The 23,898-nt window shown below is 69.5% G+C and carries 20 protein-coding genes and 1 pseudogene; 11 read left to right on the forward strand and 10 right to left on the reverse strand.

Going from position 1 to position 23,898, the window contains the following annotated elements; all coding sequences use genetic code 11:
* Genes AC1DWC_RS04755 through AC1DWC_RS04765 form a run of 3 tightly spaced genes read right to left on the reverse strand, consistent with a single transcriptional unit; the run spans window position 1 to window position 3,456 of the window.
* Window positions 1-765: an SDR family NAD(P)-dependent oxidoreductase gene (locus AC1DWC_RS04755; RefSeq protein ID WP_477906393.1), complete on the reverse strand. Its 765-nt coding sequence runs from the start codon at window positions 763-765 to the stop codon at window positions 1-3.
* 20 nt (window positions 766-785) lie between these two features.
* The gene (locus AC1DWC_RS04760; RefSeq protein ID WP_477906394.1) at window positions 786-1,922 is read right to left on the reverse strand and encodes a thiolase family protein; all 1,137 of its coding nucleotides are present in this window, start codon (window positions 1,920-1,922) and stop codon (window positions 786-788) included.
* 58 nt (window positions 1,923-1,980) lie between these two features.
* Window positions 1,981-3,456, reverse strand: a complete 1,476-nt coding sequence (locus AC1DWC_RS04765; RefSeq protein WP_477906395.1) for an aldehyde dehydrogenase family protein — start codon at window positions 3,454-3,456, stop codon at window positions 1,981-1,983.
* Between the two features lie 93 nt (window positions 3,457-3,549).
* Here AC1DWC_RS04765 and AC1DWC_RS04770 point away from each other — a divergent pair, with 93 nt between their 5' ends.
* From AC1DWC_RS04770 to AC1DWC_RS04795, 6 genes are read left to right on the forward strand one after another with little or no spacing between them, the layout of a single operon-like run.
* Window positions 3,550-4,170: a TetR/AcrR family transcriptional regulator gene (locus tag AC1DWC_RS04770; protein WP_477906396.1), complete on the forward strand. Its 621-nt coding sequence runs from the start codon at window positions 3,550-3,552 to the stop codon at window positions 4,168-4,170.
* Window positions 4,167-5,180, forward strand: a complete 1,014-nt coding sequence (locus AC1DWC_RS04775) for a TIGR03617 family F420-dependent LLM class oxidoreductase (RefSeq protein WP_477906397.1) — start codon at window positions 4,167-4,169, stop codon at window positions 5,178-5,180. Before AC1DWC_RS04770 ends, AC1DWC_RS04775 begins: the two co-directional genes overlap by 4 nt.
* Complete coding sequence (locus AC1DWC_RS04780; protein WP_477906398.1) at window positions 5,177-5,992, forward strand: enoyl-CoA hydratase/isomerase family protein; 816 nt, start codon at window positions 5,177-5,179, stop codon at window positions 5,990-5,992. Before AC1DWC_RS04775 ends, AC1DWC_RS04780 begins: the two co-directional genes overlap by 4 nt.
* Window positions 5,989-6,969 carry an SDR family NAD(P)-dependent oxidoreductase gene (locus AC1DWC_RS04785; protein ID WP_477906399.1) on the forward strand — a complete coding sequence of 327 codons (981 nt, stop codon included), beginning with the start codon at window positions 5,989-5,991 and terminating at the stop codon, window positions 6,967-6,969. The genes AC1DWC_RS04780 and AC1DWC_RS04785 overlap by 4 nt, the downstream gene beginning before the upstream one ends.
* A 12-nt stretch (window positions 6,970-6,981) precedes the next feature.
* Window positions 6,982-9,225: an acyl-CoA dehydrogenase gene (locus tag AC1DWC_RS04790; protein WP_477906400.1), complete on the forward strand. Its 2,244-nt coding sequence runs from the start codon at window positions 6,982-6,984 to the stop codon at window positions 9,223-9,225.
* Between the two features lies 1 nt (window position 9,226).
* A complete protein-coding gene (locus AC1DWC_RS04795; RefSeq protein WP_477906401.1) occupies window positions 9,227-10,048 on the forward strand; it encodes an SMP-30/gluconolactonase/LRE family protein in 822 nt (273 codons plus the stop codon).
* Here the strand turns inward: AC1DWC_RS04795 and AC1DWC_RS04800 are convergent.
* The 4 genes from AC1DWC_RS04800 to AC1DWC_RS04815 form a co-directional block, all read right to left on the reverse strand.
* Window positions 10,022-10,624, reverse strand: a complete 603-nt coding sequence (locus AC1DWC_RS04800) for a TetR/AcrR family transcriptional regulator (RefSeq protein WP_477906402.1) — start codon at window positions 10,622-10,624, stop codon at window positions 10,022-10,024. The genes AC1DWC_RS04795 and AC1DWC_RS04800 overlap by 27 nt on opposite strands.
* A 99-nt stretch (window positions 10,625-10,723) precedes the next feature.
* Window positions 10,724-12,244 (reverse strand): long-chain-fatty-acid--CoA ligase, encoded by a 1,521-nt coding sequence (locus AC1DWC_RS04805; protein ID WP_477906403.1) that lies wholly within the window; start codon window positions 12,242-12,244, stop codon window positions 10,724-10,726.
* A gap of 158 nt (window positions 12,245-12,402) precedes the next feature.
* A complete protein-coding gene (locus AC1DWC_RS04810; RefSeq protein ID WP_477837507.1) occupies window positions 12,403-12,957 on the reverse strand; it encodes a TetR/AcrR family transcriptional regulator in 555 nt (184 codons plus the stop codon).
* A 43-nt stretch (window positions 12,958-13,000) separates the two neighbouring features.
* Window positions 13,001-13,891, reverse strand: coding sequence for a crotonase/enoyl-CoA hydratase family protein (locus tag AC1DWC_RS04815; protein ID WP_072843270.1), 891 nt, complete (start codon window positions 13,889-13,891; stop codon window positions 13,001-13,003).
* A 248-nt stretch (window positions 13,892-14,139) separates the two neighbouring features.
* Between AC1DWC_RS04815 and AC1DWC_RS04820 the strand changes: the two genes are divergently transcribed.
* The 4 genes from AC1DWC_RS04820 (at window position 14,140) to AC1DWC_RS04835 (ending at window position 19,373) form a co-directional block, all read left to right on the forward strand.
* A complete protein-coding gene (locus tag AC1DWC_RS04820) occupies window positions 14,140-14,868 on the forward strand; it encodes an SDR family NAD(P)-dependent oxidoreductase (RefSeq protein WP_477906404.1) in 729 nt (242 codons plus the stop codon).
* 73 nt (window positions 14,869-14,941) lie between these two features.
* Entirely contained in the window at window positions 14,942-16,162 is a 1,221-nt protein-coding gene (locus AC1DWC_RS04825; protein WP_477906405.1) for a serine hydrolase domain-containing protein, read from the forward strand.
* The gene (locus tag AC1DWC_RS04830) at window positions 16,159-17,676 is read left to right on the forward strand and encodes a flavin-containing monooxygenase (RefSeq protein ID WP_477906406.1); all 1,518 of its coding nucleotides are present in this window, start codon (window positions 16,159-16,161) and stop codon (window positions 17,674-17,676) included. The genes AC1DWC_RS04825 and AC1DWC_RS04830 overlap by 4 nt, the downstream gene beginning before the upstream one ends.
* 71 nt (window positions 17,677-17,747) lie before the next feature.
* On the forward strand, window positions 17,748-19,373 hold the full coding sequence (locus AC1DWC_RS04835; RefSeq protein WP_477906407.1) for an AMP-dependent synthetase/ligase: 1,626 nt from the start codon (window positions 17,748-17,750) through the stop codon (window positions 19,371-19,373).
* 51 nt (window positions 19,374-19,424) lie between these two features.
* Here the strand turns inward: AC1DWC_RS04835 and AC1DWC_RS04840 are convergent, their stop codons facing one another.
* Window positions 19,425-20,810, reverse strand: coding sequence for a flavin monoamine oxidase family protein (locus tag AC1DWC_RS04840; RefSeq protein ID WP_477906408.1), 1,386 nt, complete (start codon window positions 20,808-20,810; stop codon window positions 19,425-19,427).
* Between the two features lie 179 nt (window positions 20,811-20,989).
* Window positions 20,990-22,591 carry a hypothetical protein gene (locus AC1DWC_RS04845; protein WP_477906557.1) on the reverse strand — a complete coding sequence of 534 codons (1,602 nt, stop codon included), beginning with the start codon at window positions 22,589-22,591 and terminating at the stop codon, window positions 20,990-20,992.
* Between the two features lie 213 nt (window positions 22,592-22,804).
* Here AC1DWC_RS04845 and AC1DWC_RS04850 point away from each other — a divergent pair.
* Window positions 22,805-23,201 (forward strand): annotated as a pseudogene (locus tag AC1DWC_RS04850) (IS3 family transposase); the annotation flags it as partial.
* Window positions 23,202-23,208: 7 nt separating this feature from the next.
* Here the strand turns inward: AC1DWC_RS04850 and AC1DWC_RS04855 are convergent.
* The gene (locus AC1DWC_RS04855; protein WP_477906409.1) at window positions 23,209-23,877 is read right to left on the reverse strand and encodes an MspA family porin; all 669 of its coding nucleotides are present in this window, start codon (window positions 23,875-23,877) and stop codon (window positions 23,209-23,211) included.
* Between the last annotated feature and the right edge of the window lie 21 nt (window positions 23,878-23,898).

Below are 23,898 nucleotides of genomic sequence, written 5' to 3' on the forward strand. Positions count from 1 at the left end.
TCACCGGGGCGCCATGCGGATTCCTCCGTCGAGCCGGATGGTCTCGCCGTTGAGGTAGCGGTTCTCGAGGATCGACACGGCGAGCTGACCGAATTCGTCCGCACGCCCCAGTCGCGACGGGTTGGGCACCGAGGCCTCGAGGCCGGCGCGCATCGCGTCGGGCATCCCCGCGAGCAACGGTGTGTCCATGATGCCCGGCGCGATTGTGCACACCCGGATGCGCCGGGTCGCCAGGTCGCGGGCGGCGGTCAGGGTCATGCCGACGATCCCGGCCTTGGATGCGGTGTAGTTGATCTGGCCGATCTGCCCCTCGAAGGCCGCGACGGAGGCGGTCATCACGATCGCCCCGCGTTCGCCGTCGACCTCGTCGGTCTTCGCGATGCGCTCGGCGCCGAGGCGCAGTGCATTGAACGATCCGACCAGGTTGAGCCTGATGACGTGCTCGAAGTCCTCGAGCGAGCCGGCGTTGCCGTGCTTGTCGAGGATCCGCATGCCGCGGCCGCTGCCCGCGCAGTGGACGAGGCCGCGGAGTTCGCCCTCCTCGGTTGCCACGTCGAGTGCGGCGGCGAACTGTTCCGTGTCGGTTATGTCGGCCGGTGCGAAGCGGGCGTTCGGGCCGAGATCCCGTGCGGCGGCGTCGCCGTCGGAGGTCGGCAGGTCGACGAGCGTGACGAAGGCGCCGGCGTCGATCAGCCGCCTCGCTGTCGCGTTGCCGAGTCCGGAGGCGCCGCCGGTGACGGCGACGGAGATTCCCTTGAGTTCCATGATGCGAGAGTCCTTCGAGGTCAGAGGAGTTCGACGATGGTCGCGTTGGCCATGCCGCCGGCCTCGCACATGGTCTGGAGTCCGTAGCGGATTCCGTTGTCGCGCATGTGGTGGACGAGCCGGGTCATGAGGATCGCGCCGGAACCGCCGAGCGGGTGTCCGACGGCGATGGCGCCGCCGAGGGGATTCAGCCGCTTCTCGTCGGCGCCGGTCTCGGCCAGCCACGCGAGTGGCGCGGGGGCGAAGGCCTCGTTGACCTCGAACGCGCCGATGTCCTCGATGGACAGGCCCGAGCGGGAGAGCGCCTTCGCGGTGGCGGAGATGGGGCCGCTGAGCATCATCACCGGGTCGTCGCCGGTGACCGCGACGGTGTGGATGCGGGCGATGGGGGACAGGCCGCGGTCCGCGGCGATCTTGCCGGTGGTGACCAGCAGCGCCGCCGCCCCGTCGGAGATCTGGGATGCGTTGCCCGCGTGGATGACCCCGTCCTCCTTGAACGGGGCCTTCAGCGTCGCGAGCTTGTCGATCGAACCGCCGCGGCGCAGCCCCTCGTCGACGGCGAGCCGGCCCTCGATTGGCGCGAGCTGCGAGTCGAAGGCCCCCGTGTCGATGGCCTGGGCGGTGAGCTCGTGCGAGCGCAGCGCGTACTCGTCGAGGGTGCGGCGGTCGAGGTTCCAACGCTCGGCCATCATCTCGGCACCCAGGCCCTGGCTGAAGCTGTCCACGCCGTAGCGCGCCTGCACGCTCGGCGGCGTGGCCGAACTGCCCTCCTTGGCCGCGCTGCCCATCGGCACCCGGCTCATGGACTCGACGCCACCGGCGACGACGAAGTCCGTGTGCCCGGCGATCACCGATGCGGCGGCGAAGCTCAACGCCTGCTGGCTCGAGCCGCAGGCGCGGTTGACGGTGGTACCCGGGACGGACTCGGGCCAGCCGGCTGCCAGCGCGGCGGTGCGGGCGATGTTGCCCGCCTGCTCACCGGCCTGGACGACGCATCCCCAGATGACGTCCTCGATCTCGGCGGGGTCGATGCCGACGCGGCCGGTGAGGGCCGCCAGGACGTGGGCGGACAGGTCGGCCGGGTGCAGGTCGGACAGGGACCCGCCGCGCTTTCCGATGGGCGTTCGAACGGCGTCGACGATGACGGCGTCGTGCATGTTGTTCCTCCTGTGGTGGGTTGGGTCTGGTGGTGGCGAAGGGGGCAGGGGCCTCGGGTCAGTGCGTGATGACGCGTCGGCGCAGGAACTCGTCGACGGCGCGGTCGGCGTAGGCCTCGAACGGCCATGCCGTACCGGTGGTTTCGCGCCGGCCGACCGACACGAATTCGGCGTCGATGCGCTCGGCAACCTTGGCGGCCCGGTCGAGGTCGGACCCCCACACAGAGGTGCTGAGGACATGCGAGGGCTCGTTGAGGCGGTCGAGTGTCTGGTCGAGGTCGTGGTAGCCGATGACGGTGAATACCGGGCCGCTGTTCGCAGTCTCGGTGGTGGCCGATCCGTCCCTGTCCTGCAACAGGGTTGGCTCCAGGAAGTGTCCCGGCAGGTTGGTGCCGCGGCCGCCGCCCGTGACGAGCACCCCGCCGGACGCGATGGACTGGCGGAGACGGTCTTCGGTGACGGCCAGCTGCCTGGCGCTGTGCAGTGGGCCGACCGTGACGCCGGGGGTCATGCCGTCGCCGACGGTCAGCGGCCGGATGGCCTCGACGAACGCGTCGCAGAAGTCGTCCACCAGATCGGCGGGGACGTAGGCACTCTTGGGGGCGTCCAGTGTCTGCCCCGAGTTGGCAAAGGCGCTCTTGGCCAGTGCTGCCGCCGCGTCGTCGACGGATGCATCGCAGAGGAGTAGCGCGGTCGCGCCGGAGGCCGTGGTCGTCGTCACCGGAGTGAGGGTCCGGGCCGCCTGGCCGACAATCCGCTGCGCGCCACCCCGGGTGCCGGCGTAGGAGACCAGGCCGACGTTCGGATGCGCGACCAGGGCGCTGCTGGCCCTGCGGGTGCCGACCGAGACGTCGAGAACCCCTGCCGGGAGAACGGAATTGAGAATCTCGACGGTTCGCGTTACCGAGAGCGCAACGGTGGATGGAGGCTCGACGACGACGGTGTTGCCGGCGGCCAGGGCGGGGCCCACCTTTGCGGCCATGCGGAGGATCGGCAGGTCCCACGGGACGAGTACGGCGACGACCCCGACCGGCCGGTACTCCACCACGGCGGTGCGTCCGTCGTAGCGGTGGGCGAGGGCATCGTCGTCCCAGCCGATGTCGGCGGCATCGGCCAGGCACTTGGCGGCGAGTCGAATCTCGTCCTCGGATGCGCTCCGTGGTTTGCCCTGCTCCATGGTCAGCAGGGGCGCGAGGGTGCCGGCGGAGCGGAGGAGCTCGCGGGCGCAGTCGGCGAGACAGATCCGTCGAGCCTCACGATCGGTGTGCCAGGGGGCGAAGGCCCGCTTCGCTCGCGCAAGCATGTCGTCGAGCTGATCCGGGGTGGTGACGGCGACGGTCCCGACCTGCTCGAGGGTCGCCGGGTTGACGCACGTCAGCGCCGGGCTCGTCCGCCACGGGTCGGGCTGCGGTATACGGCGACTGCGTCCGGACTGCGTGAGACCCGATCCGGTGCAGGGGATGTCGACGAGCCCTGCCGGCAGGCGTCCGTTCCGGCGGGAAGGTGGGACCTTGTCCGCGAGGTTGTCGTCCATCGTGTCTCCTCGGTGTATCCACCGTGTCGAGTCGTTCTCGGTTCGTATTCGTGCGAAGCGTCCGCCCCTACTAATGTAACGGGTTACTATGTAATGGTGAAGCCTGAGATCTCGGCCCGCGCAGGGCGCCCACGTGACCTGAGTAAGGACCAGGCGGTACTGGTCGCCACCCGTCGCCTGCTGGCGGAGGTGGGGTACCAGCAGACGACGGTCGCCGCAATTGCCCGAATGGCCGAGGTGAACACGCCCGCCATCTACCGGCGGTGGCCGACCCGCGAGGCGCTGATCGAGGAAGCCGTGCACGGCACGGGCGGGCATCCGTTGCCCGAGGAGTCCGGAGACCTGCGCGCCGACCTCGCGACGTGGGTACGGGTCTTCCTGGTCCGGGCCGCGCGTCCCGCCGCGCGCGCCGGGGTGCCGGGCCTGCTTGCCGATTCCCAGTCCGAGGAGGCGCGTCAGCGCCTGCTCGCCATCGGGGGGCCGGTGCGCCAGGCGTTCCGGGACCTGCTGGACCGCGCCGTCGCCCGGGGGGAGATCGACGCCGGGGCGGATGCGATGTTCCTGTTCGACCTGCTCTCCGGCGCCACGACGATGCGTGGCCTCACCCGGGGTGCGGCGGACGAGGCGAGCTTCGTCGATTCGCTCGCCGGCGCCCTGTACGTCCTGGCCGCGCACGCGGCCGAGGCGGCGGACACCAAGGCGGTGCACCGGTGAAGATCGACGTGCAGTTGAACGGCCGGCCCGAGGACGCGGCCGGGCGGGCGCGTGAACTCGTCGCGCTGGGCGCGGACGGATTGTTCACCTTCGAGGGCGCGCACGACGTGTTCGTCCCGCTCGTCGCGGCGTCGACCGTGACCTCGGCGGACCTGATGACGAACGTGGCGATCGCGCTGCCTCGTAGTCCCCTGCACCTTGCCCATACCGCCTACGACCTGCAGACCCTGAGCCGTGGGCGGTTCCGACTGGGACTCGGTTCGCAGATCCGGCCGCACATCGAGAAGCGGTACGGCACGCAGTGGTCGAAGCCCGCCGCCCGCATGCGTGAGACGGTGCTCGCGATCAAGGCGATCTTCGCCGCGTGGGAGGGCCAGACGCCGCTGCGGTTCGAGGGCGAGTTCAGCACGCACACCCTGATGCCGCCCACGTTCAACCCCGGCCCCAATCCGTACGGTCCCCCGGAGATCTGTCTCGGGGCGCTGGGGCCGTTGATGACGCGGGCGGCCGCGGAGGTCGCGGACGGGCTGCTCGTCATGCCGTTCAACAGTCCCCGGCATTTCCGCGAGCGGACCATGCCTGCAGTCGAGGAGGGTCTCGAGCGCGGCGGGCGGTCGCGATCGGATCTCGCGATCTACCCCCAGGTCATCGTGGGTGTCGGCCGCACGCCGGAGGAGCTCGACGCCGCCGCGCGTGGTGTGCGGGGCCTGCTCGGGTTCTACGGATCCACCCCGGCGTACCGGCCGGTGCTGGAGGTCGAGGGCTGGGCGGACGTGCAGCCGGAGCTCAACGCGCTGTCCAAGCGCGGCGAGTTCGCCGCGATGACGGAGTTGATCGACGTCGACATGATGAACACCCTCGCGGTGCACGGGACCCCCGAGCAGTGCGCGGCGCAGATCGTCGCCCGCTTCGGCGACCATGCGGACCGCGTGTGCTGCTACTTCCCCGGCTACCCGGTCTCGGATCTCCATGTCGCAGAGATGATCTCGGCCGTGAAGGCGGCTCGATGACGGCCGGGGTGTCCGTCACGGTCGAGCAGGGGGTCGCGGTGGTGACCCTCGATCGGCCCGAGCGGCGCAACGCGTTCACCAGCGCGATGGGCCGCGCGCTGGGCGAGGCCTATCGGACACTCGACGAAGACGACGAAGTCCGGGCCATCGTCCTCACCGGCGCGCCGCCGGCGTTCTGCGCGGGCGCCGACCTGGCCGGCGGCGACGGTACCTTCGCCGCACCCGACAGCGACACGTTCACGGCATCACCCGTCAATCCGCCGGCCTTCGACCTCCGCAAGCCCGTCGTCGCCGCGGTGAACGGGCACGCCATCGGGATCGGGCTGACGCTCGCGATGCAGGCCGACATCCGGATCTTCGCCACCGACGCCAAGTACTCGATCCCGCAGGTGCGCCGCGGGGTAATCCCGGATGCCATGTCGCACTGGACTGTTCCGCACATCGCCGGCGTGGCGACCGCGGCGGACATCCTGCTGACGGGTCGCACCTTCGACGGCGCCGAGGCGGTCCGGCTGGGCCTGGCGAGCCGCAGCCTGCCGGCGGACGAAGTGCTGCCCGCCGCAATGGACATCGCTCGTGACATCGCGGTGAACGTGGCACCGATGTCGGCCGCGCTGTCGAAGAGGTTGCTGTGGCAGACCGTCCGGCACGGGTACGGGCCGGAGCAGGTGGCGGCCCTCGAGACGGAGCTGCACCTGCGGGTGATGGGCAAACCCGATGCCGCCGAGGGCGTTCGCGCGTTCACGGAGCGCCGTGACCCCCGGTGGACCTCGCGGCTGTCCACGCAGTGGCGGGAGGTCGCGCCGGAATGACGCCGCGGCCCTCCGAGCGCACGGCGACCACCCCCGGTGCCCCGCGCTCCACCGGCGCCGCGCTCACCACGGACGACGTCCTCGCCGGAGTCGACCTGCGCGGTCGCACCGTTCTCGTCACCGGGGTGACGAGCGGTCTGGGCGGCGAGACGGCCCGGGCGCTCGCCGGCGCGGGCGCACACGTCGTCCTCACCGCGCGCGACACCGCCGCGGCCGGCGTCGTGGCGTCCGCGATCCGCGAAGCGCACCCCGCCGCCGATCCCGACGTGTTCGGTGTCGACCTCGCACATCTGGAAAGCATTCGTGCCCTGGCGGTTCGGCTGTCCGAGCAGAGGATGTCGGTGGACGTCCTGATCAACAACGCCGGGGTGATGTACACGCCGTTCGAACGCACCCGGGACGGATTCGAGTTGCAGTTCGGCACCAACCACCTCGGCCACTTCGCGCTCACCACGCTGCTGCTGCCGATGCTGACGGCTGCCGCCGACCGGTCCGGAGTCCCGGCTCGGGTGGTCACGCTGTCCTCGGACGCGCACCGGGCGCACCCCGTCGATCTCGTCGATCCGAACTTCGAGAGCCGCGCCTACGACAAATTCGTCGCCTACGCCCAGTCGAAGGCCGCGAACGTCCTGATGACCGTCGAACTCGAGCAACGGGCCGGAGATTGTGGCGTGCATGCCTTCTCCGTTCATCCGGGGGTGTGCGCCACCGGACTCGCGCGCCACATGTCCTCCGGTGACATGGCGGAGATGAAGCGGATGTCGGCCGGCACCCCGAACGTGTTGACGAAGCTGAAATCCATCCCCGCCGCCGCGGCAACGACGGTGTGGGGAGCAACCGCGCCCGAGCTCGACGCAGTCGGCGGCGCCTACCTCGCCGACTGCGGAGTCGGCGCGGCCAGCGACCACGCCACCGACCCCGCGACCGCCTCAGACCTGTGGGAGTTGTCCACCAGGCTGACCACCCACGTGCACTAGGAGGACCACCCCATGGCTCTACCGATCACCGAGGATCAGCGGGCGCTCGCGGATTCCGTCGCGGCCTTCGCCCGCCGGAGCGCGCCGATTGCGCAGACCCGCAACCAGTTCGATGCCCTGTCTGCCGGTACCGGCCCCGACCCGGTGTGGGAGGCCGTGGTGCGTCAGGGCCTGCACAACATGCACCTTCCCGAGGCGGTGGGCGGTTCGGAGTGTGGGCTTCCGGCGCTCGCGGTGGTGGTCGAGCAACTGGGCAAGGCCATGTTCCCCGGACCGTACGTTCCCACGGTGCTGGCCAGTGCCGTCGCATCGACCGCATCGAACGGCGCCGACGACCTGCTCGTCGCCTTCGACGGCGGCGCCACCGGTGCACTCGTCGCCGGGAGCCGGCTGACGGCGCGGCCGGTGGCCGGCGGATGGGAGGTCGAGGGGACCTCCGACCCGACCCTCGGTCTGCCCGGTGCCGAGCGGGTTCTCGTGCGCGCCGCACTGGCGGACACCCCCGGCGGGGACCTGTGGTTCTGGCTCGACCGCGCCGAGTTAGACGGGCCCGGTACGACCGCGAAGTTGACGGCCTGCGAGGCGCTCGACCCGACCAGGTCGGTGGGGCGGCTCGAACTCGCCGGTCACCCGATTCCGCACGACCGGGCGCTGGCCGGGGTAGATCCGGCCCGGGTCGACCTGATCGTCACCTCGCTCCTGGGGGCGGAGGCCAGCGGGATCGCGGCATGGTGTGTGGAGACCGCCGTCGACTACGTGCGTACCCGGCACCAGTTCGGGCGCCCTGTCGGCAGCTTCCAGGCGGTCCAGCACAAGGCCGCACTGATGCTGGTCCGGTCGGAGATCACCTGCGCCGCAGTGTGGGACGCGGCCCGCGCCGCCGACGGCGCCTCCGACCAGCAGCGACTCGTCGCGGCGCAGGCGGCACTCACCGCCGCGCCGGCCGGCGTCGACCAGGCGCTCGACTGCATCAGCCTGCTCGGCGGTATCGGATTCACCTGGGAGCACGACGCGCACCTGTACTGGCGGCGGGCGGTTGCCGTCGCCTCCGCGGTGGGGACCGAGGAAGCCTGGTCGACCCGGCTGGGGGAGGCTGCCCTGCACACCCAGCGCGACTTCTCGTTCATCGACGACGACACGCTGCCGCAGCTGCGGGCGCGGGTCGCCGCGGTGCTCGACGACGTTCTCGCTCTTCCCGACGACGAGATCGCGACGGAGGGCTGGGCACCGACCCGCGGCGGCGCGCGGCGGGCCCGGCTTGCGGCGGAGGGCCTGGCCGCGCCCCACTACCCGTTGCCCTACGGGCAGGACGCCGGCCCGGTGGAGCAGGCGGTGATCGCCGACGAGTTCACGCGCCGCGGCCTCGACCAGCCCAACACGGGTATCGCCGAGTGGGTGCTGCCCACCCTCATCACGCACGGCACCGCCGAGCAGCGGGACCGGTTCGTGCCCGCGACGCTGCGCGGCGAGCTCATCTGGTGCCAGTTGTTCTCCGAGCCGGGCGCCGGATCGGACCTCGCGGGCCTGTCCACCAAGGCACGCAGGGTCGACGGCGGCTGGGTGCTCACCGGGCAGAAGGTGTGGAACTCGCAAGCGCGGGAGTCGGACTGGGGCGTGTGCCTGGCGCGGACCGACGCGGACGCACCGAAGCACAAGGGCCTGACGTACTTCCTGATCGAGATGGCCTCGCCGGGTGTGGACGTGCGGCCGCTGCAGCAGGCCACCGGGGTCTGGGAGTTCAACGAGGTGTTCCTCGACGAGGTGTTCGTGCCCGACGACTGCGTCGTCGCCGGCCCCGGTGACGGCTGGCGCCTGGCCGTCACCACCCTGTCGAACGAGCGGCTGAAGATGGGCACGGCGAAGTTCGGGCACGGCGCGGCGACGACGGTGCGGCAGCTGCTCGACGGCGGTGAATACGGCGCCACCCGCGACGAGGTGGTCCGGGTGCTCGGCCGCAACACCGCACGCGAGCTCTCGGTGGGTGCGATGAACCTGAAGTCGGTGCTGCACCGACTGCACGGCACCGAGGACGCCTCGGGAGCGGCGACCAGCGTGCAGAAGGTCTTCCACGCAATCGCCCAGCGCGAGGGATCCGATGCACTGATTCGGCTGCTCGGGCCGCTGGGCCTGGTCGGCAGCCCTGAGCAGCCGTACGTCCAGGACTACCTGGGCGTCCCGGCGGTGCTGATCGGCGGTGGCACCATCGAGATCCAGCTCAACGTCATCGCGCAGCGCGTGCTCGGCCTGCCGCGCTGACATGGACGTCACGCTGCTCGCGGATGGCCTCGGCTTCACCGAGGGGCCGATCGTCCTGCCCGACACCAGGATCGCGGTGGTGTCGATGAGTCGCGGATCGGTGCTCGTCCTCGACCCCGACGGAACGGTCGCGGTCGAGCATCGGGTGGGCGGCGGCCCGAACGGTCTCGCGCTCGGTCCCGACGGCACGCTCTACGTCGCCCAGAACGGTGGTATCTGGGCGGCGCAGGGCACGGCCGAGCCGGGAATCCAGGTCATCCGCGACGGGATGGTGTCCTACCTCGCGACGGGGATGGACGCGCCCAACGACCTGGTCTTCGGGCCGGACGGGCGCCTGTGGGTCACCGACTCGCGGGAGGAGGTCGACTTTGCCCACCCGGAGGGCGCGCTGCCCGGTCGGGTCTGGGCCGTCGACATCGACAGCGGCGAAGCGGAACTGCAGCTCGAGGGCCCGGTCTTCGTCAACGGGATCGCCTTTGACGGCGACCAGCTCTACCTGACCGAGACCGTCAGTGGCCAGATAGCGAAATATGATGTGACACAGGGTCGTCCCATCGGTCGGGCCCTTGTGCACACGGTGGCCGGAGGGCATCCGGACGGGCTCGCCGTCGACGACACCGGTCGACTCTGGGTCGCGACCACCAGCGGCGACCGCATCGACGTGATTGGTCCCGAGGGTGAACTCGAGGAAAGTTGCCGTCTGCCGGCGGGCAGCATGCCCACCAACATCTGCTGCGGTGCAACCGGTTCGGGGGATTTCTACGTCACCGCGGCCGGGACGGGCGCCGTCCTCCGGCTAGGGGGCCGCAGCGACCACCAGTGATCGGGCGATGTGCCGGTAACGGTCCGCGACCTCGTCGATCGACAGCCGCCCGGACGGGTCGAACCACTGGCACACCCCGTTGATCAGATCCATCAGTGCCAGGGTGGTGATCTCGACATCGCCTCCGCCGACCTTCGGTCCGCGGATGGCGGTGACGGTGTCGCGAACCGCCCGCTGGTAGGTGGCCTGCAGACCGACGACGGTTTCCAACTGGTCGGGGGAGAGGGCACCGCGGTTGCCCCGAATGGTGAGCAGTTCGGTGCGCCGCGCGCTGCTGATCTTCAGATGGAGCGTGATCGCCTCGTCGAGTCGATCACGTGGCGGACGCGTCGAGTCGCCGAGCACCGGGAGGAGCGCGTCGTTGAAGTCGATCATGAACTGCCGGGATATCGCGAACAGCACATCCTGCTTGTTCCGGTAGTGGTGATACATCGTCGACGACGAGATCCCTGCAGCCTCGGCGATCTCGCGGATCGTGGTCGTGCCGTACCCACGTTGGTGGAAGAGCCGAGCCGCCTCGACTCTGATCTGCTCGGCCACGTCGACACCGGCCTCGAGGCCAAGGTTTCTCGCCACTTCCACCTCCGACGTGAACCACCAACCGGTTCCGGGCGTCTTGCAGGAAAAATCTAGCAGGACGACCGACGCCTGGAACCGGTCGGCATTCGCCCACACTCAGCGGATGCCGGACAGATCGCTTCCGAGGTCGGACGGCACCACGATCTCCCGCTTGAGGATCTTTCCGGTCGCACCCTTCGGCAGTGCGTCGACCAGCACCACATGGCGCGGGTACTTGTAGGCGGCAACTCGGCGCTTCGCGTACTCGACCAGGTCCTCGGCGGTCGCGGTGCCACCGGGCCGCAGTGCCACCACGGCGCACACCTCCTCGCCGAGTCTCGCGTCGGGGACGCCGATGACGGCGACCTCCGCGACATCCTCGTGCTCGTAGAGCACCTCCTCGATCTCTCGGGGGTAGACGTTGTATCCGCCCCGGATGACGAGGTCCTTCTTCCGGTCGACGATGAAGTAGTAGCCGTCGCCGTCGCGGCGGGCCAGATCGCCCGTGCGGAACCAGCCGTCGGGGATCGCCGCGGCGGTCGCGGACGGGTTGCCCCAGTACCCCTTCATCACGTTGTGGCCGCGGATGGCGATCTCACCGACCTCGTCGCCGCCCACCTCGCGTCCGGCGTCGTCGACCAGGCGCATCTCTACGCCGGGCACCGGAAGTCCGATCGAGCCGGCCTTGCGTTCGCGGTCGGGGAGGTTGAACGAGACGACCGGGCTGGTCTCCGACAGGCCGTACCCTTCGAGCACGGTGCAGCCGAAGGCCTGCTCGAAACCGCGCATCACCTCGACCGGCATCGCCGAACCGCCGGACACGCACAACCGCAGACCGGACAGGTCGAACGACTTGCCGTCGGGATGGTGCAGCAGCGCGGTGTACATCGTCGGGACACCCTCGAACACCGTGACGCGGTCCCGTTCCAGCACCTCGAGAGCCGCCGTCGGGTCGAACCGGGGCAACATCGTGAGGAGGGCGCCGACCTTGACGACCGTGTTCAACGCAAAGGTCTGGCCGAAGACGTGGAACAGCGGGAGCGCGCCCAGGACCACGTCGCTCGGCGAGAGGTTGAGCAGGACCTCTGCGACGACGTCGCAGTTGGCCGAGAGGTTCGCGTGGGTCAGCTCGGCGCCCTTGGGCTTGCCCGTCGTGCCGGAGGTGTAGAGGATGACGGCGGTGTCGTTGTCGTCGCGTTCCTCGTACGCGGGCGCGGGCGCGGCCAGGGCCAGGAGCTCGTCGAACCCGTTGGCGGTCACGATGATCGGTTCGGTACCGGCAGCGGCGGCACTGGCCTGGGCAGTTTCCGCGACGTCTTCCCACGCGAAGAGCACCTTGGCGCCCGAGTCGGCGAGGTGGTACGTCAGTTCACGCTCCTTCAGGAGCGGGTTGAGCGGGACGACGACACCGCCGGCCCTGAGCACGCCGTAGTAGCAGATCGCGAAGGACGGCACGTTCGGCAGACAGATCCCGACGACATCGCCCGGCCGGATTCCCCGGTCCCGGAGCAGTCCGGCGACCCGTGCGGCGGCGGCATCGACGGCCGCGTAGTCCAGCGTGAGGTCGCCCAGTCGGAGGGCCGGCGCATGCGGGGTGTTCGCGGCGCTGGCCGCGAGATTGAGTGCGAGGTTTCCCATGTTTGTCTCCTGTGGCCGCACGCGAGCGGGCATGGCTCGTGCGGCGGTGTCGAATGACCGGGACTGGCGGCAGGGTAGCAGCGCCGATTCGTGAGTTCAGGGCCTTCGTGCACAGTCAAGTTCGATGAAATCGACTGTGCACGAAGGATTCCGATGTTTCAGGTGCCCGGGATGATGCTGGTGCCGAGGCGCCAGATGGTGTCCAGCAGGTCCTGCCGTGAGGGGGTGACCTCGCGGCTCATGGCCTCGGCCATGAGTTCGCGGAACGCCCCGAGGAACGCGGCCGCGGCCAGTCGTGCGTCGACCGCGGGATCGACCTCGCCGCTGCGTTGCGCGTGCGCGATGTTGCGCGCGGCCATGTCGATCTGGGTGGCGAGCCGCTCGGCATCGGCCTGGGAGGCCGACGGCTCGCGTAGCCGCCTGCCCACCACGATCGGCGCGAGCGGATCCTCGCGCAGGAAGTCGATCTCCCTGGACAGCCGCAGCCGCTCCCGTTCGATCCAGCCCAGGTCCGCGGACACCGTGACGGCGAACACCGCGTCGTCATAGGCGTCGTAGAAGGCGTGGACGACGGCCGCGACCAGGCCGTCCTTTGCGCCGAAGTACCGGTAGAGCAGCCCCGGAGAGGCCTCGGCGCGAGCCGCGACCTTGGCCACCTCCAGGGTGCCGCCGGTCTCCAGCAGTTCCGCACGGGCGGCCTCGATGAGGCGCAACCGAGTGGCGCCCCCTCGGGCCGTCAGTGCGTGGGGGGATCTGTCAGGGGATGATGACATTGTTCGGGTCCGGCTGCTCTTCCTTGGGTGCGGTGCTGTAGTCCCCGAACGGCGTGTCCCGCAGGGTGGTGACAGCGCCGACGCCCTGGTTCTCGGCGAGCTCGATGAACTCCAGCGCCTCGGGGGTGTTGCGCATCAGGCCGTCGAGGATCGGTCCGAGCATCTGGGTGCTGGCCAGGCCCATGTTCTCGTACGCCTGGTTCACGATGAGCTTCATCGCGGAGAGCTGGGAGACGGGAATGCTGGCGAGCTGCGCGGCCTGCCGTGCAACCTCGGCTTCGAGTTCCGCAAACGGCACCGCCTTGTTGATGAGTCCGATCTCCGCTGCCTCCACGCCCGAGACCGGCTTGCCGGTCAGAGCGTACTCCTTGGCCTTCGCCAGCCCGAGTCGGTAGATCCACATGCCGGAGAGGTGGCAGCCCCACATTCGCGCGTACGGCGTGCCGATCCGGGCGTCCTCGGAGGCGATGACGATGTCGGCGCCGAGGGCCATCTCGCTGCCGCCACCGATGCACCAGCCGTGAATCTGGGCGATCACCGGCTTGGGGCTACGCCAGATGCTCATGAACTTCTGGGTCGGGGACTCCGACTGCGCGGTCGCCATCACGAAGTCCTTGCCGGCGTCCCACTTGCCGTCGGTCGTCAGCTGGTCGTCCCAGTGCTTGAACCCGCCGCTGAAATCGTAACCCGCACAGAATGATCGGCCGGCGCCGCGGACGACAACCACCTTGACCTCCGGGTCGCGATTCGCCTTCGTCATCGCGTCCTGGAGCTCGTCGGGCATCGGCGGAACGATGGTGTTCAGGCGATCCGGGCGGTTGAACGTGATCGTGGCCACGGGGCCTGCGACGGAGTAGATCAAAGTCTCGTACATGTTCCACCTCTCGTTGGTAAACTGAATTCACTTTAGCTTTGGATCGGCGCGGTTGTCTACCCCCGTCGCGCCCCATTGACGGAGTCGCAGTGACGTGGGTAACTTGATGCGCATTCGAGCGGTCGATCGTTTGATCGACCCAATGCCATTGGGCGCAAACATCATCCAGTAGGTCGATGTACACAGGAAGGCGGTTGTCCGCCATGGAGTTGTCATCAGTTGGTCCCGCAACGGGCCCGGGTCCCGGCATGAAGGTCATCGTCACGGGTGCGGCCGGCGGGATCGGTGCCGCGCTGATCGGGGCCCTCGCGGCACTCGGATGCGAGGTCGCCGGAATCGATCGCCCGGGAACGGCCCTGCCGGGCGATCTCGCGTCGATCCCGCTCTTCGAGGCCGACCTCGCGGACGAGACGGCTGCGGCGGGCGCGGTGGAAGGCGCGGTGTCTCGCCTCGGCGGGCTGGATTGTCTGATCGGCGCCGCCGCCAGCGTTGCGACCGTCCACCGCGCCAAGTCGTTCTCCCCGAACGTCTTCCGTCAGGACATCGAGTCGAATCTGATGTCCCAGTTCTGGACCGCGCAGGCCGCCTACGCCGCGCTGGCCGAGAGCAGTCGCGCGAATCTGGTCCTGTTCTCCTCGACCGGCGCTCTGGACGGTCTGCCCGGTCAGGTTTCGTACGGAGCCGCCAAGGCGGGAGTGCTCGGGCTGGTCCGCACGTTGGCGGCCGAGTGGGCCGACGCCGGTATCCGGGTCAATGCGATCGTCCCCGGGCTGGTCGCGACCCCCAAGGTTCTCTCCATGCCGGAGGAGACCCGGGACCGGGTGCTGCGGAACGTCGCGATGAAGCGACTGGTCGAGGTGGACGAGGTGGTGGCGTCGGTGTTGTTCCTGATGTCGTCCGGGGCCGGCGCCATCACCGGCCAGTCGTTGCGGGTCGACGGGGGCGCGGGGATCAACACCCAGGGCCTCTACCGCTGACCAGACTTCCTCGTCGCTCGTGAAAGGAGCTGTCGCAATGACGAATTGCGATCGAGCAGGAGCCGTAGCGCCGGTGAGTGGCGTGGTCGACCCGGCCTTCGTCGCGGTGGCGGAGGAGTTCGACCGGAACTTCACCGCGCGCGGCGAGGTGGGAGCGTCCCTGCACGTGCTGGTGGACGGCAGGCCGGTCGTGGACCTGTGGGGTGGTGTCGCCGACCCCGCGACGGGCCGGCCATGGGAACGGGACACGGTCGGTGTCGTGTTCTCGTGCACCAAGGCCGCGGTCGCGCTCTGTGTCCACCTGCTCCTGGCGTCCGGCGAGATTCGCGAGGACATGCCGGTGACGCAGGTGTGGCCGCAGTTCGGCGCGAACGGCAAGGGCGACATCACGATAGGAATGCTGCTCAATCACTCGGCGGGGATCCCCGTGCTCAGCGAGCCGCTCGGATCCGGCATGCTCGAGGACTGGGAGTACATGGTCGGCCGGATCGCGGACCAGGCGCCGTTCTGGCGGCCGGGCGAGCGGCACGGCTACCACCCGGTGACCTTCGGGTTTGTGCTCGGCGAGGTGGTGCGCCGCGTCACCGGCTCGTCGATCGGCGGGTTCTTCGCGTCGGAGATCGCCGGTCCGCAGGGGCTCGACTTCTGGATCGGCCTGCCGCCGGAGATCGAGCCGCGCGTCGCTCCGATCGTCAAGGGGATCGCCGGCGAGGTGACCACCACGCCCTTCCTCGATGCCGCACTCCACCAGCGTGGTTCGATCCCGAATCTCTTCGTGTTCAACTCGGGGGACTGGTCTCGCGTGGGCGTGAACACCCGCGCCGGCCGGGCCGCGGAGATCCCCGCGGCGAACGGTGTCACCAACGGGCGAGGACTCGCGCAGATGTACGCGAACGTCCTTCGCGGTCCCGTCGCGGGAAGTCTCGGGGGTCTCGAATCGGCTCCGGCGCACTCGATGCCGGTGTCCGACGGCTTGGACGCGACCCTGCTGATGCGGACCAGGTTCCGCGGCGGGTTCATGCTGTCGATGGACAACGGTGCGCGCCTCGGCGACGGCCACAGCATGCGGATCGGAAGCCGTGCCTTCGGCCACTGCGGGTCGGGCGGCTCGATCGGGTTCGCGGACCCCGAGCTCGGCCTCAGCGTCGGCTACACCATGAACAAGCAGGGCCCGGGGACGCTGCTCAACGAGCGCGGACGGGCCCTCGTAGATGCCATCTACCGCTCACTCGGCCAGTCCGTCCCGCCGCCGCCGGCGCCACCGGAGCCGCAACCCGAACAGGATCAACGATGACTTCTCCCAACGCACAAGATGATTTGACACGGACAGACGTGCTCATCCTCGGCGCCGGCTTCTCCGGCCTCGCGGCGGCCGCGACGATCTCCCGCGCGGGCGGGCTCGACTACCTGCTCCTCGAGCAGGGCGACGACGTGGGCGGCGCGTGGCGCGAGAACACCTACCCCGGGTGTGCCTGCGACATCCCGTCGCCGCTCTACTCGTTCTCCTTCCGGCAGAACCCGGGCTGGCGACACCTCTTCGCGCCGCAGCAGGAGATCCTGGAGTACCTCCGCGACACCAGTGCGGAACTTCGGATCACCGAGCGTATTCGCTTCGGCACCAAGGTCACCGGTGCCGACTGGGACGAGCAGGACGGGTCCTGGAGGGTCGACACGGAGGACGGCGCGGTCTTCCGGGCACGATTCCTGGTGTCCGCGATGGGGGTCCTGCACCACGCCTCCTACCCGAAGCTGTCCGGCATCGAGAACTTCCAGGGCCCGCTGTTCCATTCCGCGCACTGGGATCACTCGTGCGACCTCGACGGCAAGCGAGTGGCCGTCGTGGGCACCGGTGCGAGCGCGATCCAGTTCGTTCCCGCCATCGTCGACCAGACCGCCAAGCTCGCGCTGTTCCAGCGGACCGCCCCGTGGATCGTGCCCAAGGTCAATCGCGCGTTCAGCGAGGACGAACGGGAAGAGATGCGCCGCAACCCGATCAAGCGATGGAATCGCCGCGCGCGCCTGTTCTGGATCCACGAGAAGCGGGCCAAGGGATTCGTCTCGGACACGTCCAAGATGGGTCCCACGAAGGCCCTCGCCTCGGGACACCTCCAGAGGCAGATCCGCGATCCCGAGCTGAGGGCAAAGCTCACGCCGGACTACGAGATCGGCTGCAAGCGACTGCTCATCTCCAGTGACTACTACCCGGCCCTCGCCAAGCCGCACGTCGACGTCGTCACCGCCGGCGTCGAGGAGGTCCGTGCGCAGTCCGTGGTCGCCACGGACGGAACCGAATACGACGCCGACGTCCTCATCTTCGGCACCGGCTTCGACGCGCAGAACAGCCTCAGCCGGGTGCCGATCCGCGGCCGCGACGGCGTGGCCCTCGGTTCGCAGTGGGAGTCGGGTCCGGAGGCGTACCTGGGGACGACCGTGGCGGGGTTCCCGAACCTCTTCCTGCTCTGCGGCCCGAACACGGGCCTCGGGCACAACTCGCAGGTCTTCATGATCGAGGCCCAGGCCCGGTACATGGCCAAGTGCCTGCGGTACGCGGGCCGCGGCGGAGTGATCGAGGTTCGGCGGGACGCCCAGGACCGCTTCAACCAGTTCCTGCAGGGGAGGCTCTCCTCGACCGTATGGCAGGCCGGTGGATGCAAGAGCTGGTACCAGGATCCCGTCACCGGGCGCAACACGCTGCTGTGGCCCAGGTCGACGTTGTCGTACTGGGTGCGCACCCGATTCCTTCGCCGCGCCGACTATCTCCGCCAGGCCAGCACCAGATCCACCCAGCCGTCGGTCACCGCCGGCTGACGCACCTTCTCCGCACTTCGTTCGATCCGACCCGAGCGGGCTCCGGCCGCACTTCAGTGAAAGGCTCTGCAATGTCGACGATTCCCGAGTTACTCCACCGCAACGCCGAGCAGTACGGCGACATGCCCGCGTTGTCCCACGACGGTCAGGTCCAGACCTGGAGCGAGACCCGGACGGGCATCGCCAGGATCGCGCTGGGGCTCTCCCGCCTGGGCGTGCACAAGGGTGATCGCGTCGCGATCATGATGTCCAGCCGTCCCGAACACTGGCTGACGGACCAGGCGGTCGTGCATCTCGGTGCGCTCCCGGCGACGGTCTACGGCACGATGCCGTCCTCCCAGATCGCGTACCTCGCCAAGCACAGCCGGGCCAGGGTTGCGGTGCTCGAGGGCGCCGCCGAGGTCGAACGCTGGCTGCCGGTGCTCGACCAGTTGCCCGAACTCGAGCGCGTGGTCGTGCTGGATCCCGAGGCGTGCGTTGCCGACGACGAACGCTTCGTCAGATGGTCGGACGTGGTGACGGAGGAGACCGACCTCGACGCGTTCGAGGCCGCGTGGCGGGAGATCGGCGAGGACGATCCGGTGACGCTGATCTACACCTCCGGCACCACCGGCGTCCCCAAGGGCGTGCTGCTCACCCACCGCAACGTGATCGCCAATGCCGAGGCCAGGGATGCGGCGGCGCCGACGCCCCAGCACTTCCGCAGCGTCTGCTACCTGCCGTTGGCGCACATCGCCGAACGCATGGTGTCGGTCTACATGGCCATCCACAAGGCCGGCTACGTGACGTTCTGCCCCGATCCGAGTCAGTTGGTCGGGGTGCTGCGCCAGACGCGCCCCACGAGTGTCTTCGGCGTCCCCCGAATCTGGGAGAAGCTCGCCGCGGCACTGCGGTCGCGACCGGGTTCGTCGCTCGCGGACGTCGGGCTCGACCAGGTCACCTGGGCGTGCAGCGCCGCCGCGCCGCTGCCGGTGGACGTGCAGGAGTACTTCCGGGAGCAGGGCATCGCGATCGTCGAGGCCTGGGGGATGACCGAGACGACCGGCGTGGCCACCTCCACGAGCGAGACGGACTTCCGGTTCGGTTCGGTCGGCACCCCGATCCCGGGCACCGAGATCAGGCTGCTCGAGGACGGCGAGATCCTGGTGCGCGGCCCGATCGTGTCGGCCGGGTACCTCCAGGAGGACGGATCCGTCGTCTCCGTGACCGACGACGAGGGCTGGATGCACTCGGGCGACGTCGGACGGGTCGACGAGGGCGGGCACCTCTACATCATCGACCGCAAGAAGGACCTGATCATCACGTCGGGCGGCAAGAACATCGCGCCGGCCGCGGTGGAGGCGCTGCTGACCAAGCACCCGCTGGTCGGTCAGTCGCTGGCCTACGGCGACCGCCGGCCGTACGTGGTGGCCCTGATCGTGCTCGACCAGGAGGCGGTGACGGCGTGGGCTGCCGCGCAGGGCATCGACGTCGCGTCGCCGTCGGACCTCGCGACGCATCCCGACGTGATCGCGGAGATCGACCGTGCCGTCGAGATCGCCAACGAGGACCTCGCGCGGGTGGAACAGGTCAAGCGCTACCGGGTGCTGCCGACCGAGTGGACACCGGAAGGCGGGGAGCTCACCGCGAGCCTGAAGATCAAGAGGCGTGCCGTGCACGAGAAGTACGGCGACGTGTTCGACGCGCTGTACACGTAGCGATCCGTCTCGCCCCGGATCGAACCGGGGCGAGGCGGCGCGGCGACATCGTCATCCGATCCGGGTGATGCGGCCGGCTTCGCGGCGGCCGGACAGCAGCGCGCCGTGGACGGTCGAGGCCTCGGTGGCGTGGGTGGCCTCGCCGGCGAAGAAGACTCGGTTGCCGATCGGTTCGGCGACGGTGGTCCGGTCGTCCGGCGTCGAGTCGATGCCGGGGTAGGAATAGGAGCCGCGGGCAAAGGGGTCGGACGACCAGCGCGTCATCCGGTAGGCGCGGGGCTCGGGCACACTCTCGCCGTACATCGCACGCAGAGCGAGCATCCCTTCGGCGACGGTGGTTGTGTCGTCGAGGCTTTCGATGCGGCGCGCGACCGACCCGCCGCGTAGCGCGACGATCACCGGGACACCGGTGACGCCGTGCAGTGGATACCACGCGGCCATCGGTTCGTCCGGCAGACCGAACTGGGCGATGACCTCGGCGTCGTCCCAGAACCGGGTGTCGAAGCGCAGGTACAGCTTGTTGTAGACGCCCATGCCGAGGCGCCCGATCGCCTCCTGTTTCGCCGCGGGCAACGGCGGGTCGAAAGCGACGGCACCGGCCTGCAACACGCCCAGCGGCAGGGTGACGATCACGTGATCGGCGTCGAAGACACCGCGGTCGGTGTGCACCCGGACGCCGGCGGCGTCGTGGACGATGCGGTCGACGACGTGGCCCACGCGCACGTCCAGGCCCTCGGCCAGCCGGGTCGCGATCTCGTCGTAGCCGCGGGGGAAGACCACCTCGTCGCCGCCGTGGCCCTCATGGTGCCGCGTGATCCACAGCGGGACCCGGTCGGCGTCGGCGCCGAAGGCGTCCTGGACAAACTGGTGGACGGTGTCCCGGACGTGGTCGGCGCGGATCCCGGTCAGGCGCAACTGCGTCAGCACCTGGTCGACGGCGGCCGCGAAGGACCTGTTCGCGAACGCCGGCTGTGCGGACAGCTCGTCTATCGCGGCCATGGCCGCCTCGGCGTCGGCTTCGTACTCGGACCGTGCGGCCGGGCCCAGGCGGTGGCCGCCGCTGTAGGCGGTGACCTGGTTCGTGTTGAGAACCGCGGTAGGGAGGCCGAACTCGTCGCGCAGCTCGGTGACGGGGTTGCCGTCGACCCCGTGGATCCAGGAGGCGCCCAGGTCCAGGGGCAGGTCCGGCCAGTCGCGATCGGTCCACAGTCGGCCCCCCACCCGGTCGCGCGCCTCGAGAACCGTCACCGGGCGTCCTGCTCGGGCCAGGTCGCGCGCCGCGGTGAGCCCCGCGATGCCCGCCCCGACAACCAGGACGGAACCCGATGGCGGCGTCGAGACTTCGGCGCTGCGGCGCCCGAAGCCCGGCACGGCGCCCCGGTCGCGTGCCAGGACGGGAGTCGCGGCGGCCAGGAGGGTCTCTCTCGTCGTTGACACGGGATCATCGTAGTTGGGCAATCGTGTCCGCTCTGGTGCTCGCTTGCACCGCGACGAGTTGATCCTGCCGCCACGCCGGCCGGCCCGATCGATCGCCTGCCTGCTGGTCGACTGGCGGACGTCAGCTTCGGGCGGAGCGTCCTTTGCGGATCCGCGATCATCGGGAGGAGCGTGTGTGGCTATCGCACGACCAGGTCGTGATCGGTGGCGCTGAGGGTGATGGGCGCCACGCGCTTGCCCCGCGACCAGTCCCGCACGAACGCGTCGAGAGTGGGATCCGTGCCCCGCGCGTCGAAGGCGGCGCGGGGTACCTCGATCGCACCGACCAGATGCCTCGGCTGGTCGTCGAGGCCGGTACCGCGCGGCCCCAGGCGCAGGCCGTCCGCGGTGTGCAGCAGCACCGGGATCGTCTTCCCGTCGGGTGCGGTGACCGTGGCGGGCCGGGTGGTCGCGGCCGGGTCGAAATGCTCGACGGACAGCCGGTACGCCGACGGCCCGGCGTGCAAGCCGGCCTCGTCGAGCAGGCGCGGATCGAGGATCGAGTACGGAACCTGTGCCTCGACGAGCAGTTCGGCGTCGACCAGGGTGTCGCGAGCGGGCAACGGCGCCGACAGATTCCACGGCGCGGGCGGCGCCAGGGTGTCCGACGACCGATCCGACGGCGGATTCTTCAGCGGGGTTCCGGGCAGGGGCGCGCCGGTGGCCGTGAACGACCAGGCCGGGTCGTTCAGGTTCTTGTGCCAGAAGCCGGACTCGCCGCCCCGGCGGCCCGCGACCCGCAGCTCGCGACGGTCCGGGCCCACACCGGTGGAGTGCACGCTGATGGCCGAGGTGATCTCGCCGGGGACCTTGGGCTGGTGCACCCAGTCCTGGGCGGGCAGCTGGATCGCCGCGAAGTGGTGGAACCACGACTCGAACGCGGAGTTCGGCGCGGTGGGTTTACCGCTCTGATCGTCCCAGCTGTAGCGGAAGAACACCGAGTCGCCGCCGGTACCGTCGATGTCGTAGTTGCGGGTGTACATGTCGCCGTACTTGTTCATCACGAAAGTGGTTGAGGCCGAGGAGGACAGCGCGATCGACTGGAAGCGTCCGCCCACCGGGCCACCGATCTCGTAGCTGTCGTCGTCGGGCAGCCACGGGTCGGCGTAGGTGATGCGGCTGCCGTCCCCGGTCAGTGCCGGCACCATCGTCATCTTCGCGAGCCCGAAGAAGTGGATCCGGCCCGCGACGTCCGCATAGGTCTGGTTGTCCCAAGGTGATCCGACACTCAGCGCCCAGGTGCCGGGATCGCCGCCGGGCAACTGCTTGCCCCGACCGGTCCACAGCGGCGCCCCGAACGACGAGGTCCAGTTCCAGAACAGTGGAGCCTGCGAGGCGTTGTCCATGGTGTAGATCCACCCGTCCTCGTCCACCGCGATCAACTCGTCGTCGTCCACCGATATCCCGACCAGGCGATCGCGCAGGCACGTCGGCAACGGCGCGTATCGCCACGGCTCGGGGTTGGCGCCGTTCCACACCCGGGGCCGGGTCAGCAGCGCGTTCCCGGCCAGCGCGTAGTCCCAGAACTTGTTGAACTGTGTGGTCTGGGTACGTAGTTCGACGCTCGCCGGGGCGCCCGACCCCGCAAACTCCGGCAGGCCCGCCAACCCATCCCTGGCTCCGAACGACGGCAGACCGGGCGGCACCTGCGCGGTGCCGAAGGGGACGCAGTCGGCGGGTGCACTCGATACGGGTGCGGCCGTCGCGGCCGGTACCGCCGCGGTTAGACCCACGACCGCCATCGAGCAGACGAGGGCGGTGCGAACCCGAAACCGGGGGGCGTCGTCGAGATAGGTAGGAATGCTCACGATCTGACAATAGGCTGGCGTCGATGGTTTGTTACACATCGCAGGTTGGCAGTGCGCAGGACTCCGGTCAGTCTGAAAGAGACTGCCCCCCGGTTTGGTTGACATCTGATCTGTGCGGATCGCTCCTCACGATGGATGGATGTCCCCATGCCGAAAGCGTTTCTCGAGGAGTTCCGCCGGACGTCATCGCGGGCGCCCCGCAAGGGCGAGGCCCCGCTGGGTCAGATCGCGAAGGACTTCGGAATCCACGAAGGGTGCCTGCACCGCTGGCCGAAGATCGCCGACCGAGAGGACGGCATCAGTGCCGGCAGGAAGCCCACCGATTCAGACGAGTCTGCAGAGCTGCGGGAAGACCGCAAACGGATCAAGCTCCTCGACCTCGCCGATGACGGAGAGCCCGTCACGGTGACCTGCCGGGTTCTCGGATTCTCGACCCAGCGTTCGACAAGTGGAAGAAAGATACGGTGACACAACGCGATTGGGACGCGAATCTGATAGACATTGCCCTCCCGCATTCGGATACCGCTTCATCGCCGACGAACTAGCGACGCTCAGCCGAGGCTGAACGGCTGCCCCCACAGGGTGACGGTGCTCTGCACCTTCGCCGTGCTGACAACGACCTTGACGTACGAGCGGGCCTGTGCGTAGCCGGCGCAGCCGTTCACCGACATGGTGGAGTCCGACCAGGTGACGCTGCCGTTGCCCTTGAACGGATTGCCGGCACGGTGCTGCTCGGCGCCGAACGCGTCGGCGACCTCGAGGTCGAGGATCTTGTAGTCCACGGCCTGTCCGGGGGCGATGGTGACGTTGCCGGTGCTCTTGCCGGTCTGGATGGTCTTGTCGCCGGCGTAGTTCGAGGTCATGGCGGCGTCGGTGCCAGTCTTGCCGCCGAGGGAAAGTTGGCAGGCCACGATGTAGCCGGGCTGGATGGTGCCGCCGCCGGGGCCGGAGAGCGAGACCTTCGCGGAGCCCGAGACCCAGGCGTTGCGGTGCAGCGGGGTGGCGCCGAGCGAGGGGGAGATGTTCGCGGACTCACCCGTGCGGGTGACGGTGACGACCGTGCCGTCGACCAGGGTCTGGGTGATCGAGCCGTCGGGCAGCGGGACGAGGGTGTCGGCGTTGGCGGCGCCGGCGGAGAGGACACCGACGGCGACGGCGGCGGCCGCACCGGCGGAGACGATTCGCAGTCCGCGACGCAGGCCGGTCTTGCTGGCGTTCATGAATCTCCCTTTGAGGGTCGA

The organism is Rhodococcus sp. P4_C10, from assembly GCF_056402135.1.

Bases quoted from the DNA above. Each gene is read 5' to 3' on its own strand.
- AC1DWC_RS04755 (WP_477906393.1), bottom strand. From the start codon at position 765: ATGGAACTCAAGGGAATCTCCGTCGCCGTCACCGGCGGCGCCTCCGGA.
- AC1DWC_RS04760 (WP_477906394.1), bottom strand. From the start codon at position 1,922: ATGCACGACGCCGTCATCGTCGACGCCGTTCGAACGCCCATCGGAAAG.
- AC1DWC_RS04765 (WP_477906395.1), bottom strand. From the start codon at position 3,456: ATGGACGACAACCTCGCGGACAAGGTCCCACCTTCCCGCCGGAACGGA.
- AC1DWC_RS04770 (WP_477906396.1), top strand. From the start codon at position 3,550: ATGGTGAAGCCTGAGATCTCGGCCCGCGCAGGGCGCCCACGTGACCTG.
- AC1DWC_RS04780 (WP_477906398.1), top strand. From the start codon at position 5,177: ATGACGGCCGGGGTGTCCGTCACGGTCGAGCAGGGGGTCGCGGTGGTG.
- AC1DWC_RS04785 (WP_477906399.1), top strand. From the start codon at position 5,989: ATGACGCCGCGGCCCTCCGAGCGCACGGCGACCACCCCCGGTGCCCCG.
- AC1DWC_RS04790 (WP_477906400.1), top strand. From the start codon at position 6,982: ATGGCTCTACCGATCACCGAGGATCAGCGGGCGCTCGCGGATTCCGTC.
- AC1DWC_RS04795 (WP_477906401.1), top strand. From the start codon at position 9,227: ATGGACGTCACGCTGCTCGCGGATGGCCTCGGCTTCACCGAGGGGCCG.
- AC1DWC_RS04805 (WP_477906403.1), bottom strand. From the start codon at position 12,244: ATGGGAAACCTCGCACTCAATCTCGCGGCCAGCGCCGCGAACACCCCG.
- AC1DWC_RS04815 (WP_072843270.1), bottom strand. From the start codon at position 13,891: ATGTACGAGACTTTGATCTACTCCGTCGCAGGCCCCGTGGCCACGATC.
- AC1DWC_RS04820 (WP_477906404.1), top strand. From the start codon at position 14,140: ATGAAGGTCATCGTCACGGGTGCGGCCGGCGGGATCGGTGCCGCGCTG.
- AC1DWC_RS04830 (WP_477906406.1), top strand. From the start codon at position 16,159: ATGACTTCTCCCAACGCACAAGATGATTTGACACGGACAGACGTGCTC.
- AC1DWC_RS04835 (WP_477906407.1), top strand. From the start codon at position 17,748: ATGTCGACGATTCCCGAGTTACTCCACCGCAACGCCGAGCAGTACGGC.
- AC1DWC_RS04845 (WP_477906557.1), bottom strand. From the start codon at position 22,591: ATGGCGGTCGTGGGTCTAACCGCGGCGGTACCGGCCGCGACGGCCGCA.
- AC1DWC_RS04855 (WP_477906409.1), bottom strand. From the start codon at position 23,877: ATGAACGCCAGCAAGACCGGCCTGCGTCGCGGACTGCGAATCGTCTCC.